This window comes from Streptomyces sp. NPDC058145 (genome assembly GCF_042884245.1).
Classification (GTDB): Bacteria; Actinomycetota; Actinomycetes; order Streptomycetales; family Streptomycetaceae; genus Streptomyces.
Genome location: NZ_JBHVUH010000006.1, coordinates 252,755 through 265,613, shown reverse-complemented (window position 1 = coordinate 265,613; position 12,859 = coordinate 252,755). Strand labels below are relative to the sequence as shown.

Sequence of the window (12,859 nt, the reverse complement as noted above, 5' to 3'; positions counted from 1 at the left end):
ACCCACGAGTAACGGAGCCGCTTCAGCCCTGCGGCGGCACCGCCACGTGCGCCTCGCTCGGTGTGCTCGTCGGGGTGTAGCGCGCCACGGCGGCCGTCGTCGGCACCAGGTCCTTGTGGATGGCCTTGGCGACGTTCTGGATGGTGGTGACGCCGTAGCTCATGGTGCTGTTGTCCTGCGTCAGCACGGACATCATGTAGTCGTGGCCGCCGCCGTCGAAGGTGCCGAGGCTGTGCACCCGCCAGCCGTGCGTGGCGCGCTGCAGCCAGCCGTTCTTGACGTGCACGGTGACCGTGGACGGTGCCCCGGCCGGCGTGCCCCAGCGCTGCGAGGAGATGACCTGGTTCATCAGCTTGAGGATGTAGGCGCGGGAGTTGTCGCTCAGCACGGTGTTCTTGGCGGTGACGAGCTTGAGCAGCTTCTGCTCGTCGGTGACGTTCTCCTGGGTCAGCCCCCAGTAGCCGTTCGCGCCGGGGACCGTCCTCGTCATCCCGGCGGCGGACAGGAAGCCCTTGATCTTCGTCATGCCCAGCTGCTTCCACAGCGTGCTGGTCGCGGTGTTGTCCGACTTGGTGATCATGGCCTTGGCGAGCGAGGCCTCACGGTCGGTCAGGTACCGGTTGTGCTTCTTGGCGTCCCACAGCAGCGTGGCCAGCACGGTGACCTTGACGGTGCTGGCCGAGTCGTAGGCGGTGGTGGCGCGCAGGGTGCAGGTGGTCTTGGTCGACCGGTCGTACAGGCCGATCGCGACGGTGCCCCTGCGGTTCGCGAGCGCGGCGGTGATGTCCTTCTTCAGCTTGTCGGCCAGGCCCGCCTTGGCGGACGTACAGCTGACGGTGGGCGCGGTCGCCGCCGCGGCCGGGGTGGCGGCGACCGCCGGTATGAGCACCACGGCGCCGAGGGCGGCCGCCAGCGCTCCGGCGCGTACGGATGTGCGGGAAGTCATGCATGCGTTGACTCACCGGGACGGGTGACGGTTGTACGTGTGGTCGCCGGAACGGGTGGCAATGATTCACCCATGCCGCAGACGGAAGGTCAGCTGAAGCAGTCGGGGCGCCTGTTCGCGGCATTGGCCGTGCTGCGCTTCCTCGCCCGGGTGGACCGAGAACTGCTCACCCCGGACGCGGCGCCGAACGCGAAGGACAGCCCGGAGATCCGCGTGAGGCGCGTCAAGGGCGACCTGTACGAGGTGCTCACGGCGGCTCGCCGGCAAAGCGGCGGAGAGCACTGGAAGGCCGCATCAGAGGTATTCCGATCGATACCGGGCTTCCTGACGGCCGGGCCGGTCCCACCGGGCAACATCAACGACGACGAGCTCGCGGAGCACCGGGCGGGTTACGACGCCCAGCTGGCCGAGTACCGCGAGAAGTATCCCGGCCTGCTGACCTGACGGCTTCTCCGCGCCCCGGGTCAGCGGCTCTCAGTCGCCGCTGCCGCCCAGGTGCGTGGGCGCGAACATCCTCAGCAGCGCCGGGAGTACGACCACCGACGGGCCCGGCGCCGCCAGCGCCTTGGTGAGGTCCGCCTCCAGGGTTTCCGGGGTCGTCAGGACGCCCGGGACGCCGAAGGACTCCGCCAGGGCCACGTAGTCCGGGCGGGTCAATTCCGTCGCCGTCGCCTGGCCGAAGGCGTCGGTCATGTACTCGCGGAGGATGCCGTAGCCGCCGTCGTCGACGATCAGCCAGGTGACCGGCAGGTCGTACTGGCGGGCCGTGGCCAGCTCGGCGATGGAGTAGAGGGCGCCGCCGTCGCCGGAGACCGCCAGGACGGGGCGGGTGGGGTCGGCCGCCGCCGCGCCAAGGGCCGCCGGGAAGCCGTAACCGAGGCCGCCGGCTCCCTGGGCGGAGTGCATGGTGTTCGTGCCCCGGGGGTCGAAGGCCGACCAGGCCCAGTACGCCAGGATCGTCATGTCCCAGAACGACGGGGAGCCGGCGGGCAGGGCGCGGCGGACGGCGGCCAGTACGTCCTGTTCCAGGGTGAGTTCCTGGGCCGCGATGCGGTCCGCGACCTTGGCGAGCAGCTCCCGCACCCGCTCCGGCGCCGACTCGTCGGCACGTTCCTCCACCGTCTCCAGCAGGGCCTGGAGGGCGAGGCGGGCGTCCGCGTGGATGCCGAGAGCCGGGTGGTTGGACTCCAGCTTGCCGAGGTCGGCCTCGATCTGGATCACTCGGCCGCGCGGCTTGAACGTGTGGTAGTTCGAGGAGAGTTCGCCGAGGCCCGAGCCGACGACGAGGAGTACGTCGGCGTCCTCCAGGACGTCCGTGGTGTGGCGGTCCTCCAGCCAGGACTGGAGGGAGAGGGGGTGGGTCCAGGGGAAGGCGCCCTTGCCGCCGAAGGTGGTCACCACCGGGGCGTCCAGCTTCTCCGCCAGCGCCTTCAGCTTCCCGGACGCGTCCGCCCGTACGACTCCGCCGCCCGCGATGATCGCCGGGCGGGCCGCGCGGGACAGCAGGTCCGCCGCGACCGCCGTGAGTTCGGGGCGTGGGACCAGGTCGTCCGGGGTGGCGTCCATCGTCGTCACCACGGGCAGCGGGGTCGGGGAGAGCAGCACGTCCTGGGGGATCTCCACCCACACCGGGCCGTGCGGAGCGGAGAGCGCCGACTTCCACGCCTCGGCGATCGCCGACGGGATCTGGGACTGGGTGCGGACGGTGTGGACCGACTTGACCACGCCCCGGAACGAGGCCGCCTGGTCGGGGAGCTCGTGGAGGTAGCCGTGGCGGCCGCCGCCCAGCCCAGCGGTCGGGATCTGGCTGCTGATCGCCAGCACCGGGGAGGAGGCCGCGGCGGCCTCCTGGAGCGCGGCCAGCGAGGTCAGCGCGCCCGGCCCGGTCGAGAGCAGCAGCGGGGCCGCCTCACCGGTGAGCCGGCCGTACGCGTCGGCCGCGAAGCCCGCGTTGTTCTCCACCCGCAGGCCGATGTAGCGCAGCGACGAGCGACGCAGGGCGTCGAACATGCCGAGGGCGTGCTGGCCGGGCAGGCCGAAGACGGTGGTCGCGCCCAGCCCGGCCAGGGTTTCCACGACCAGGTCTCCGCCGGTGCGCCCGGGAGGAGGGTTCAGCGCGGTCGAGATCTGTGCCTCGGTCGGGCGGAGCACCAGGTCGTGGTCGTGAGTCACTTCGCTTACGCGTCCTTCCGGGCCGCCGCGATCTGGCGGCTCATGATGGTGGTCAGTTCGTAGGCCGTGTGGGAGGCCGCCACCGAGGTGATCTCCGCGTGGTCGTACGCGGGGGCGACCTCCACGACGTCCGCCGACACCAGGTTGCAGGACGCCAGCCCGCGCAGGATCTCCAGGAGCTCGCGGGAGGTCATGCCGCCCGCCTCCGGGGTGCCGGTGCCCGGGGCGTGGGCCGGGTCGAGGCAGTCGATGTCGATGGAGATGTACAGCGGACGGTCGCCGATCCGCTGGCGGAGCTGGTCGGCCACCTCGTCGGCGCCGCGGCGGTAGACGTCCGCCGAGGTGACGATGCCGAAGCCCATCTTCTCGTCGTCGGTGAGGTCCTGCTTGCCGTACAGCGGGCCTCGGGTGCCGACGTGGGACAGGGCCGACGTGTCGAGGATGCCCTCCTCCACCGCGCGGCGGAACGGGGTGCCGTGGGTGTACTCGGCGCCGAAGTAGGTGTCCCAGGTGTCCAGGTGGGCGTCGAAGTGGAGCAGGGCCACCGGGCCGTGCTTCTTCGCCACCGAGCGCAGCAGCGGCAGCGCGATGGTGTGGTCGCCGCCCAGGGTCATCAGGCGGGCGCCCGTACCCAGGAGGTCGTCGGCCGCCGCCTCGATGGTCTCCACGGCCTCGTTGATGTTGAACGGGTTCACGGCGATGTCGCCGCCGTCCGCGACCTGCGCGAGGGCGAAGGGGGAGGCGTCCTGCGCCGGGTTGTAGGGACGCAGCAGCCGGGACGCCTCGCGGATCGCGTTGCCGCCGAAGCGGGCGCCCGGCCGGTACGAGACGCCGGAGTCGAACGGCACGCCCACCACGGCGACGTCGGCGGTGCCGACCTCGTCGAGGCGGGGCAGCCGGGCGAAGGTCGCGGGGCCGGCGTACCGCGGGACGCGGGAGGAGTCGACGGGGCCGCGGGGCGTCTCGTTGCTGCTCATGGTCAAATGCCTTCTTTCTGGCGCTTCATCGCGCTTTCATGCTTTCCGTACGACTCTACTGGTGAGCCGCTACCGGTTCGGACGCGAGTTCGGGGGACCGTCCCGCGAGGCGTTCCCGCCAGGCGGCGAGGACGGCCTCGTCGGTGGGCCTGGTCGCCAGGGAGACGGCGACGTAGGCGACGAGGGAGGCGAGCAGGCCGTAGTAGACGGGCTCATTGGCGAGGATGCCGTAGCCGGCCATCAGACCGATCACGGCGAGGCCGCCGACGACCACGGAGGCCAGCGCGCCCTGCGCGGTGCCGCGCTTCCACAGCAGGCCGCCGAGGATGGGCACGAGCAGGCCGCCGACGAGGAGGTTGTAGGCGACCGTCAGGGCCTCGACCACGTTGTTCAGCGCGATCGCGGTGCCGATCACCCCGACGCCCATGATCAGGATGAAGACCCGGTTGCCCCGGACCTCGTCGTGCTCCTCGCCGGAGGACCTGACCACGCCCCGCAGCCGCGACCAGATGTCGTTGTTGGCGACGGTTGCGCACGCGATCAGGGCGCCGGAGGACGTCGACATCACGGCGGCGAGGGCGGCGGCCAGCACCAGGCCGCGCACACCGACGGGCAGTTCGTCCTTGACGATGGTGGCGAACGCGTCGTCCGGGCTGCCCAGCTTGGGGTAGAGCACCTTGGCCGCCGTGCCGATCACAGCGCCGGCGAGGGCGTAGGCGAGGCAGTAGGTACCGGCGACCGTGCCGCCCCACTTCGCCGTCCTGTCGCCGCGGGCGGTGAACACGCGCTGCCAGATGTCCTGGCCGATCAGCATGCCGAAGGTGTAGATCAGCACGTAGGTGAAGATCGTCTCGCCGCCGATGCCCAGCGGGTCGAAGTACGTGGTCGGCAGTTTGGCCTTCATCGCGGAGAAGCCGCCCGCCTTGACCACCGCGATGGGCAGGAGCAGCAGGAGCACGCCGATCGTCTTGACCACGAACTGCACCATGTCGGTGAGGGTGATCGACCACATGCCGCCCAGCGTCGAGTACGCGACGACGATCGAGCCGCCGAGGATGATCGCGACGGTCCGGTTCATGTCGAAGAGGACGTCGAAGATGGTGGCGTACGCGATGGTGGACGTCACCGCGAGCATGAGGGTGTAGGCCCACATGACCAGGCCGGAGATCACGCCCGCGCGGCCGCCGTATCTGAGGTCCAGCATCTCGGAGACCGTGTAGACCTTCAGGCGGGCGATGCGCGCCGAGAAGAAGACCGACAGGGCCAGCAGACCGAGGCCGATGGTGAAGACCATCCACGCGCCGGAGAGGCCGTACTGGTAGCCGAGCCCGACGCCGCCGATGGTGGACGCGCCGCCGAGGACGATCGCGGCCATGGTGCCGGAGTACATGGCGGGCCCGAGGCGACGGCCGGCCACCAGGAACTCGCTCTTGGACTTGGCGCGGCGCATGCCCCACCAGCCCATGGCCAGCATGCCGGCGAGATAGACGACGATCACTGTGTAGTCGACGGCCATGTGGGGCCCTCCTTCGCGCACATCCGGTGGCGTGTCGTGCGGGTTGCAACGGGGACGTGCCGGCAGCGGATCGCGGGGACATCCGCCCGTACCCGCGGCTGCCGGTCCGACCTGACACTAGGTGGCCGGAAAGCGACTGCGAAGTGTACGTTTCATCCATATGAACGGGGCTGGATGGAGGTAACGCACACCATGCCGGAACCGGTCGCCCCAGCCGTCCCACCGACCCCACCGGTCGCGCTCTCGGCCCTGCTGGCCCGGGAGGACCTCGCCCTGCGCCAGATCGCGGGCCCGTCCGGTCCGTCCCTGGTGATCCACGGGGCGCACACCTCGGAGATGGCCGACCCGTACCCGTATCTGCTGGGCGGGGAGCTGCTGCTGACGGCCGGGGTGCACATCCCGCAGGCGGCGGAGGCGGGCACGTACTTCGACGACTACGTCTCCCGGATCGTGGCCGCGGGCGGCGCGGCCCTCGGCTTCGGGCTGGCACCGGTGCACGACACCGTGCCGCCCGCCCTGATCGCGGCCTGCGACGCGCAGCACCTCCCGCTGCTCGAAGTCCCGCCCCGGACGACCTTCTCGGGCGTGGCCCGCGCGGTCTGGCAGCTCATGGCACAGGCCCGCCTGGCCGAGCTGCGCCGCGTGACCGACGCCCAGCAGAGCCTCGCCGCGGCGGCCTCCCGCCCGGACCCGGTGCCTTCGGTGCTGCGCCAGCTGGCCCAGCGTCTGGGCGGCCACGCGATCCTGTACGGCCCGGACGGCACCGGCATCGCGGAGGCGGGCCGGGCGGTGTCCGGGGAGGTGCGGGAAGCCCTGGCGAAGCTGGCGGGGGTGGTCCGGCCGAACGGCCCGCGGCCCCCCGAGCCGGAACGCGCCCCGGAGGGCGACGGCGGTACCGGGCGATCCGGCACCGGTGGCCCGGGGGCCGGCGGCACCGGACCCGTCCGGCCCGGCGCCGGGGGCCCGACGGCCGACGGCGCGGGCGGCCCCGTCCGCGGCGGGCAGGTCGGCGCGGCCCGCCAGGCAGGCGAGCGCGCCTCCTCTCCCCCGCCCGCCGGGGCGACCGCCTCCGCCGGGCTCGGACGCCCTGGCCCGGCACCTGCCCCCGCCGAGGCCCGGCGGCCCGGCGGCGCCGCCGGGCTCACCCCCACCGCACCCGCCACCCCCGCCCCCCGGCCGGTCCCCTCCTCCGCCACCGACACCCTCGGTGACACCCACCTCGCCGCCTACGCCCTCGGGGCCGGTGAGGGGTTCGTGCTCGGGGTGGCCTCCGGGCAGCGCGGACCCGGGGACCACACCATCGCCTCCGTCGCCGCCGTACTGCTCTCCCTGCTGACCGGCGAGCACCAGAGCGGGTCCGGCGCGGCCCGGTCGGCCGCGCTCGTGCGGCTGCTGCTCGGCTCGCCCCCCGAAGAGGTGGCGCCGCTGCTCGGGGACGGCCACTGGATCGTCGTGCACGCCCGGCCGGAGGCCCAGTCGCCGGACGCCGTGGCCGCCTCCGCGCTGGGCGCCGTCCTCGGATCGCCGCTGGTGGACATGGCCCGTGACGTCGTACGGGTGCTGGTGCCCGCCGAGCGGGAGCCCGTGCCGCAGCCGGGCTGGACCCTCGGGGTCAGCGCGGCGGCCGGCCCCGGCGAGTGGCCCGCCGCCGACACCCAGGCGGCCCGCGCGCTGACCCGCGCCCGCGCCACCCGTGTCCCGCTGGTCCGGCACGGTGCCCGGCCGGGCCTGGCGGACCTGGTGCCCAGCGCGGACGCCCGGGCGCACGCCCGTGCGCTGCTCGCGCCCCTCGACGGCCGGCCCGCGCTCGCCGAGACGCTGCGCACCTGGCTGTCGCTGCACGGCAGTTGGGACCGTACGGCGGTGGCGCTGGACGTGCACCGCAATACCGTGCGGCAGCGGATCGCCCGCTGCGCCGCACTGTTGGACGCCGACCTGGACGACGCGGACGCGCGCATGGAGCTGTGGTTCGCGCTGCGGCAGGGCTGAACGGGGTGCGGGGGCCGGGTGTTGCGGTGAGACCCAGTGATCCAAGTCCCAGCGTGCGGTATGCCGAGGACGCGCCCGCCCGGCTGCCCTCACAATGGGAGGCATGCCGATACCCGGGACACCCAGCCGCGCCCAGCTCGTCGACCACTTGGTGAGAACCCGTATCGCGGGGGACGTCGCCACGCCCCGCGAGAACAACCTCTCCCACTACCGCAGGCTGGCCAACGGCGAGCGCAACTTCTGGCTGGGGCTCGAACTGGGCGACCGCTGGGCGGACGAGCAGGACGTGCTCGCGGTGATGGCCGAGCGGGTGGGCGTCAACGACGACCCGGAGTACCGGTTCGGGCAGGACACCATCGACCCCGAGCTGACCGTGGACGCGCTGGACCGGCTGGCCGCCCGGCTGCGCAAGGCGGCCGAGGGACGGCAGCGGGTACTGTTCGCCACCGGTCACCCGGGCGGTCTGCTGGACGTGCACCGGGCCACGGCCGGGGCGCTGCGCGCGGCCGGCTGCGAGATCGTGGTCATCCCGGACGGGCTGCAGACGGACGAGGGTTACGTCATGCAGTTCGCGGACGTGGCGGTCCTGGAGCACGGCGCGTCGCTGTGGCACACGCACTCCGGCGAACCGATGCGGGCCATTCTGAACGGACTTGAGCGCGGGGGGCGCCCGCTGCCGGACCTGGTGGTCGCCGACCACGGCTGGGCCGGGTACGCGGGACAGCACGGCGTCGACTCCGTCGGATACGCCGACAGCAACGACCCGGCGCTTTTCCTCGCCGAGTCCGAGAGCACCGTGCAGGTGGTGGTACCGCTCGACGACCACGTCGTCAGCCCGCGCCACTACGACCCCATGACGGCGTATCTGCTGGCGGCGTCGGGCCTCGACTAGCCCCCGGGCGCGGCGGACGTGCGGCTCCGTGGACGGGGCCGCACATCCTTGTCTCAGGTGGTGGTCGGTTCAGCGCCCTCCGTGGCCGCCGTGACCGCCGTTTCCGCCATGACCGCCGTGACCGCCATAGCCGCCATGGTCGCCGTGGCCGCCATAGCCACCATTGTCGCCATAGCCACCATGGTCGCCGTGACCATAGCCGCCGTGGTCGCCATAGCCGCCATAGCCGCCGTAGCCGTCGTCATCGTCGTCCCACCACCAGTTGTTGTGGTGGTTGAAGTGGTCGTTGTCTCCCCGGTCCCAGCTGTGGCTGTAGGAACCGTGGTTGCCGTTGTCGGAGGCCGAGGCGGTGCCCGCCGTGCCGACCGCTGCCCCGCCGGCCAGCAGCAGGCCTGTGGCGGACATGGCGACAAGGCGCCTCGTGCGCTGTGCTCGCATGGGAAATACCTTCCATCCCTGGGTGGATGGCCGCCGCCGCGAATCAAAGGGGAAGAGCGGGGCGGTCGCAGAGGTGTCACCGCAGCGTGTGATGCAGCACGACGTGCGTCACCCTGCCGGCGCCTGTGGCCCACCCCGTACGCGATCGCGCCCTCGGGTGCCGCGGCTGAGGTCGGGTTGATCCGAATCCTCGCCGGCCGGGCATGCCGTGCACTGCGGCTTTCACATCAGAGCCTAGTCCCCCATGCGCCACACGTCACTTTGAGCAGGCAACTATTTTCCGCCCGCCCCGGAAAGCCTCGGAAGATCATATTCCGCTCAGCGGCAGGCAAGGTGACGGCAAAGTATGCCCGGAACTACCGCCCCAAACACCGCCATACGCCACCCATATTCAATCTGCCCCGACGACCCCTGCGGCTACGTTCTAGGAGTTCCTGGCCTGACCACCAGGAATCACACAACTGAAACGGGAGAACACATGCGGAAACTGGCAGCAGGCATCCTGACGGCAGCCCTGTTCGCCACGGGGGCAGGAACCGCGTTCGCCGCCTCATGGCACACGATTCCGACACTGCACACGGGCGGAGCGAAGTTCTACGACGGCCAGTACAAGTTCTGGCCCGCCGGCCAGCACCACGGCGCCTTCGAGTGGAAGGGCAAGCTCCAGGACGCCGACCACGGCGACGGACACAACGTGTACATGCAGGTGAAGGTCGAGGGTTACGACTGGAGCCGGTACAACGGCAAGCAGAAGAAGACCGTCCCCCTGGACAACTACAACTGGGACGGCGCAGAGCGCTACACGGTCAACGCCTACATACGCGTTTGCCGGGACAAGGGCTCGTTCCACCCGGACAACTGCTCCGTGACCAAGCACTACAAGCGGCCGTAGTCGCTACACCGGCGAGACTCCGGGCCCAGGTGAGAGCCTGGGCCCATCCGCTTCTGGGGGAAGTCATCACTACGTCACACATTCTCTCCGCCACAGGTGTCGGGCTTTCCTACGGCGATCACCTCGCCGTCCGCGGCGTTGATCTCTCGATCGCGCGAGGCGAGGTCGCAGCCGTCACCGGGCAGAGTGGCTCGGGCAAGTCCTCGCTGCTGTACTGCCTGGCCGGGGTGCTGCCGCCCGCGCACGGACAGGTGCGCTTCGACGGGACGGTGCTCGCGGACCTCGACGACGAGGAGATGAGTTCGCTGCGCCGCGAGCGCTTCGGCTTCGTCTTCCAGTACGGCGAGCTGCTGCCCGAGCTGACCGTCGAGGAGAACACGGCACTGCCGCTGCGCCTGGCCGGGAAGCGCAAGAAGGCCGCTCTGGCGGAAGCCGGCCGGGTGCTGGAACGGCTCGGCCTGGGCGAGCTGCGCGAGCGGCGGCCCTCGCAGGTGTCGGGCGGTCAGAGTCAGCGCGTCGCGGTGGCCCGTGCCCTGGTGCACCGCCCGGCGGTGGTCTTCGCCGACGAACCCACCGGGTCGCTGGACAGTGCCAACGCCGCCGCCGTACTGCGGGAGTTCCTCGATCTGGCCCGCTCCCAAGGCACCGCCGTGGTGCTGGTGACGCACGACCCAGCCGTCGCCGCACGGGCCGACAGCCACTACACCATGGCCGACGGTGTGCTCTCCCCACGAGGTGCCTCATGAGGGAGTTCCTGCTCGGACTACGGCTCCTGCTCGGCGCCGGACGGGGCAACCGCCTGCGCTTCTTCCTCATGGCGGCGGGCAGTTCCCTCGGGGTGTGCTGTCTGGCCCTGGTGCTGACGATCCCCGCCGTCCTGGACGCGCACGACGGACGGGCTGCGGCCCGTGAGCCGCAGACGACGTCCATGGGCAAGGCGGGAGCGGGCTCGGCGCTCGTCCTGGAGCGCCGCGATCCACACGGCTCCAGGCCGTTCGCCCGGGTGTTCGTCGCCCGCGGCAGCGCGCACCAGCAGCCGCCGCCCGGCCTCGACGCGCTCCCGGCCCCCGGCGAGCTGTACCTCTCCCCCCGCCTGCACGACCTGCTGCGCTCCGAACCCGGCATCAAGGGACTACTGCCGGGCCGGGAGAAGGGCCTGATCGGCGCCCCCGGTCTCGCGGACCCTGACGAGCTGTACGCATATGTCGGCACGACCCGCGCGAAGATCGCCCACGACGCGGACACCGGGGCGTTGCAGTCCTTCGGCTACTCCTACGCCCCGGTCTCGGTCGTCGAGCCCTCCACGCTGACCAACCTGCGCTTCGCCCTCGCCACTCTGGTCCTGCTTCCGCTCGCTGTCTTCCTTTCGGTGTGCGCCCGGCTCTCCGCCGCCAGCCGCACCCGGCGCCTCGCGTCGCTGCGGCTGCTGGGCTTGAGCGCCAAGGGCACCCAGCGCGTCAACGCCGCCGAGACGGTGGCCGCCGCGCTGCTCGGCGTTCTGCTCGGGCTCGGCGAGTACTGGCTCCTCAACCAGGTGATGTCCCGCTCCGGCCTGCCCGCGCTGCGCTGGTATCCGGCCGACGGCGCCCTGTCCTGGAGCACCGTCGCCGTCTGCATGATCGGCTGCCCGGCCCTCGCCTGGTTCGTCGGCCGGGCGAGCGCGCGCGGCGCCGCCGCCAATCCGCTGGCGGTGCGCCGTACGGCCGTGCCGAAGCCTCCCTCGAAGTGGGGCGGCCTGTTGCTGGTCACCGGGCTCGGCATCGTCACGGGCTTCTGCGCGACCGGCCTCACCGACCATCCCGCCACGAGCAACGGGGTCTTCGGCATCCTCCTGGTGGGCGGAGTGCTGCTGACCGGGATGGGGCTCGTACTGGCTTTGCCCTGGCTGTCGTACCTCCTCGCCCGCAAGGTGGCCGGCGCCACCCAGTCCCTGACGCTCAATCTGGCCATGCGTCGCAACGAGGTCGAGCCCGGCAGCGCCATGCGGGTCGTGACCGGCCTGGTGCTGCTGGTGTTCGCGGCGTCGCTGGCGCAGGGTGTGCTGATCGAATTCGAGCAGGTCAGCAGGCCGAGCAATCCCGTGCAGGACTACTCCGTGCCGCTCACGGTCCTCTCCGAGAGGCAGCAGGAGCGGCTCACCGAGGTGCCGGGAGTACGGGCGCACGCCCGGACGATGGTGTCCTGGAGCAAGCCGACGGACTCCGGCATTCCGCCGCAGGCCACCGCACTGATCGCCACCTGTACCCAGCTGACGCGGCTGGTGCGGAGCGTCGAGGGCTGCCAGGAGGGGCGGGTCATGCGGCTCGTGAATCCGAACAGCTCCACCGATCCGGACATCCGGCCCGGCGCCTCCTTCCCTTTCCGGCTGCGGGACGGGCAGCGGCACCTCACGCTGTCCCTCACACTCCCGTCCGCCGCCACCGTCGTGCGCCCGTACGACCCCTCAGCGGTCGGCGACGCGTCCGTGATCGTCCCGCCCTCGCTGCTGCCGGCCCACGCCCGGCCGCAGTCGGGCTTCCTGGTCCTGAACAGCGACTCCGACCCGCACGTCGTCCGCGGCGTCCTGGACGGCATCGGAACAGCCGCGCCGACCGCCTCCGTCGAGCCGGTCGGCGTCAACGTCGACAGCCTGCAGCAGATCGCGGTCATCGAGACGCTGCTGGTGCTCGGCATGATCATGGGGCTGGTGATCGGTGTCGCCGCCTTCCTGGTCGCCGTCACCGACCGGGCCGTCGAACGCCGGGCGCAGGTCACCGCCATCACGCTGATCGGAGCCAGGAGCCGCACGCTGCGCGCGGTGCAGAGCGTCCAGGTCGTGCTGCCGCTCGCCATCGGCCTCGCGCTCGCGCTGGTCACCGGCAAGCTCGCCGAGTCCAGCTACCTGATCACCGGAGGCGGCGAGGTCTTCTGGGACTTCGCCGGGATCCCCGTGCTGGTGTGCGCGGCCCTGGGCGTGGTCGTCGTCGCGACGCTGGGCACGCTGCCGCTGGTGGGCCGGCGCATCGATCCGGAGCTGATCCGGAGGGACTGACCTGCG

Annotated in this window: 11 protein-coding genes; 6 read left to right on the top strand and 5 right to left on the bottom strand. The window is 71.7% G+C overall.

Features of this window, described 5'->3' with window-relative positions; all coding sequences use genetic code 11:
- Positions 1-22 precede the first annotated feature (22 nt).
- Positions 23-946 carry a serine hydrolase gene (locus ACFVVO_RS15955; protein ID WP_390055279.1) on the bottom strand — a complete coding sequence of 308 codons (924 nt, stop codon included), beginning with the start codon at positions 944-946 and terminating at the stop codon, positions 23-25.
- Between the two features lie 72 nt (positions 947-1,018).
- On the opposite strand from ACFVVO_RS15955, the gene ACFVVO_RS15950 reads away from it, so the two are divergent.
- Positions 1,019-1,390 carry a hypothetical protein gene (locus ACFVVO_RS15950; protein ID WP_390055277.1) on the top strand — a complete coding sequence of 124 codons (372 nt, stop codon included), beginning with the start codon at positions 1,019-1,021 and terminating at the stop codon, positions 1,388-1,390.
- 30 nt (positions 1,391-1,420) lie between these two features.
- Here ACFVVO_RS15950 and ACFVVO_RS15945 read toward each other — a convergent pair whose 3' ends face one another.
- From ACFVVO_RS15945 to ACFVVO_RS15935, 3 genes are read right to left on the bottom strand one after another with little or no spacing between them, the layout of a single operon-like run.
- On the bottom strand, positions 1,421-3,118 hold the full coding sequence (locus tag ACFVVO_RS15945) for a thiamine pyrophosphate-binding protein (protein WP_390055275.1): 1,698 nt from the start codon (positions 3,116-3,118) through the stop codon (positions 1,421-1,423).
- Between the two features lie 5 nt (positions 3,119-3,123).
- Positions 3,124-4,095 (bottom strand): agmatinase, encoded by a 972-nt coding sequence (speB, locus tag ACFVVO_RS15940; RefSeq protein WP_037651608.1) that lies wholly within the window; start codon positions 4,093-4,095, stop codon positions 3,124-3,126.
- Between the two features lie 55 nt (positions 4,096-4,150).
- Positions 4,151-5,611, bottom strand: a complete 1,461-nt coding sequence (locus tag ACFVVO_RS15935) for a sodium:solute symporter (RefSeq protein ID WP_390055273.1) — start codon at positions 5,609-5,611, stop codon at positions 4,151-4,153.
- A gap of 192 nt (positions 5,612-5,803) precedes the next feature.
- On the opposite strand from ACFVVO_RS15935, the gene ACFVVO_RS15930 reads away from it, so the two are divergent.
- Both ACFVVO_RS15930 and ACFVVO_RS15925 read left to right on the top strand, forming a co-directional pair.
- Positions 5,804-7,600 (top strand): PucR family transcriptional regulator ligand-binding domain-containing protein, encoded by a 1,797-nt coding sequence (locus ACFVVO_RS15930; protein WP_390055271.1) that lies wholly within the window; start codon positions 5,804-5,806, stop codon positions 7,598-7,600.
- 103 nt (positions 7,601-7,703) lie between these two features.
- Entirely contained in the window at positions 7,704-8,492 is a 789-nt protein-coding gene (locus tag ACFVVO_RS15925; protein ID WP_390055269.1) for a phosphatase, read from the top strand.
- A gap of 69 nt (positions 8,493-8,561) precedes the next feature.
- Here the strand turns inward: ACFVVO_RS15925 and ACFVVO_RS15920 are convergent, their stop codons facing one another.
- Positions 8,562-8,930 (bottom strand): hypothetical protein, encoded by a 369-nt coding sequence (locus ACFVVO_RS15920; RefSeq protein ID WP_390055268.1) that lies wholly within the window; start codon positions 8,928-8,930, stop codon positions 8,562-8,564.
- Between the two features lie 478 nt (positions 8,931-9,408).
- On the opposite strand from ACFVVO_RS15920, the gene ACFVVO_RS15915 reads away from it, so the two are divergent.
- The 3 genes from ACFVVO_RS15915 to ACFVVO_RS15905 are packed head-to-tail and all read left to right on the top strand — an operon-like array spanning position 9,409 to position 12,853.
- Complete coding sequence (locus ACFVVO_RS15915) at positions 9,409-9,822, top strand: hypothetical protein (protein ID WP_358937891.1); 414 nt, start codon at positions 9,409-9,411, stop codon at positions 9,820-9,822.
- A gap of 29 nt (positions 9,823-9,851) precedes the next feature.
- Positions 9,852-10,568: an ABC transporter ATP-binding protein gene (locus ACFVVO_RS15910; RefSeq protein ID WP_390055266.1), complete on the top strand. Its 717-nt coding sequence runs from the start codon at positions 9,852-9,854 to the stop codon at positions 10,566-10,568.
- Complete coding sequence (locus ACFVVO_RS15905; RefSeq protein WP_390055265.1) at positions 10,565-12,853, top strand: ABC transporter permease; 2,289 nt, start codon at positions 10,565-10,567, stop codon at positions 12,851-12,853. Before ACFVVO_RS15910 ends, ACFVVO_RS15905 begins: the two co-directional genes overlap by 4 nt.
- Positions 12,854-12,859 lie beyond the last annotated feature (6 nt).

Coding starts and splice junctions, on each gene's coding strand:
- ACFVVO_RS15905 (WP_390055265.1), top strand. CDS start 10,565: ATGAGGGAGTTCCTGCTCGGACTACGGCTCCTGCTCGGCGCCGGACGG.
- ACFVVO_RS15955 (WP_390055279.1), bottom strand. CDS start 946: ATGACTTCCCGCACATCCGTACGCGCCGGAGCGCTGGCGGCCGCCCTC.
- ACFVVO_RS15935 (WP_390055273.1), bottom strand. CDS start 5,611: ATGGCCGTCGACTACACAGTGATCGTCGTCTATCTCGCCGGCATGCTG.
- ACFVVO_RS15915 (WP_358937891.1), top strand. CDS start 9,409: ATGCGGAAACTGGCAGCAGGCATCCTGACGGCAGCCCTGTTCGCCACG.
- ACFVVO_RS15930 (WP_390055271.1), top strand. CDS start 5,804: ATGCCGGAACCGGTCGCCCCAGCCGTCCCACCGACCCCACCGGTCGCG.
- ACFVVO_RS15950 (WP_390055277.1), top strand. CDS start 1,019: ATGCCGCAGACGGAAGGTCAGCTGAAGCAGTCGGGGCGCCTGTTCGCG.
- ACFVVO_RS15925 (WP_390055269.1), top strand. CDS start 7,704: ATGCCGATACCCGGGACACCCAGCCGCGCCCAGCTCGTCGACCACTTG.
- speB (WP_037651608.1), bottom strand. CDS start 4,095: ATGAGCAGCAACGAGACGCCCCGCGGCCCCGTCGACTCCTCCCGCGTC.
- ACFVVO_RS15920 (WP_390055268.1), bottom strand. CDS start 8,930: ATGCGAGCACAGCGCACGAGGCGCCTTGTCGCCATGTCCGCCACAGGC.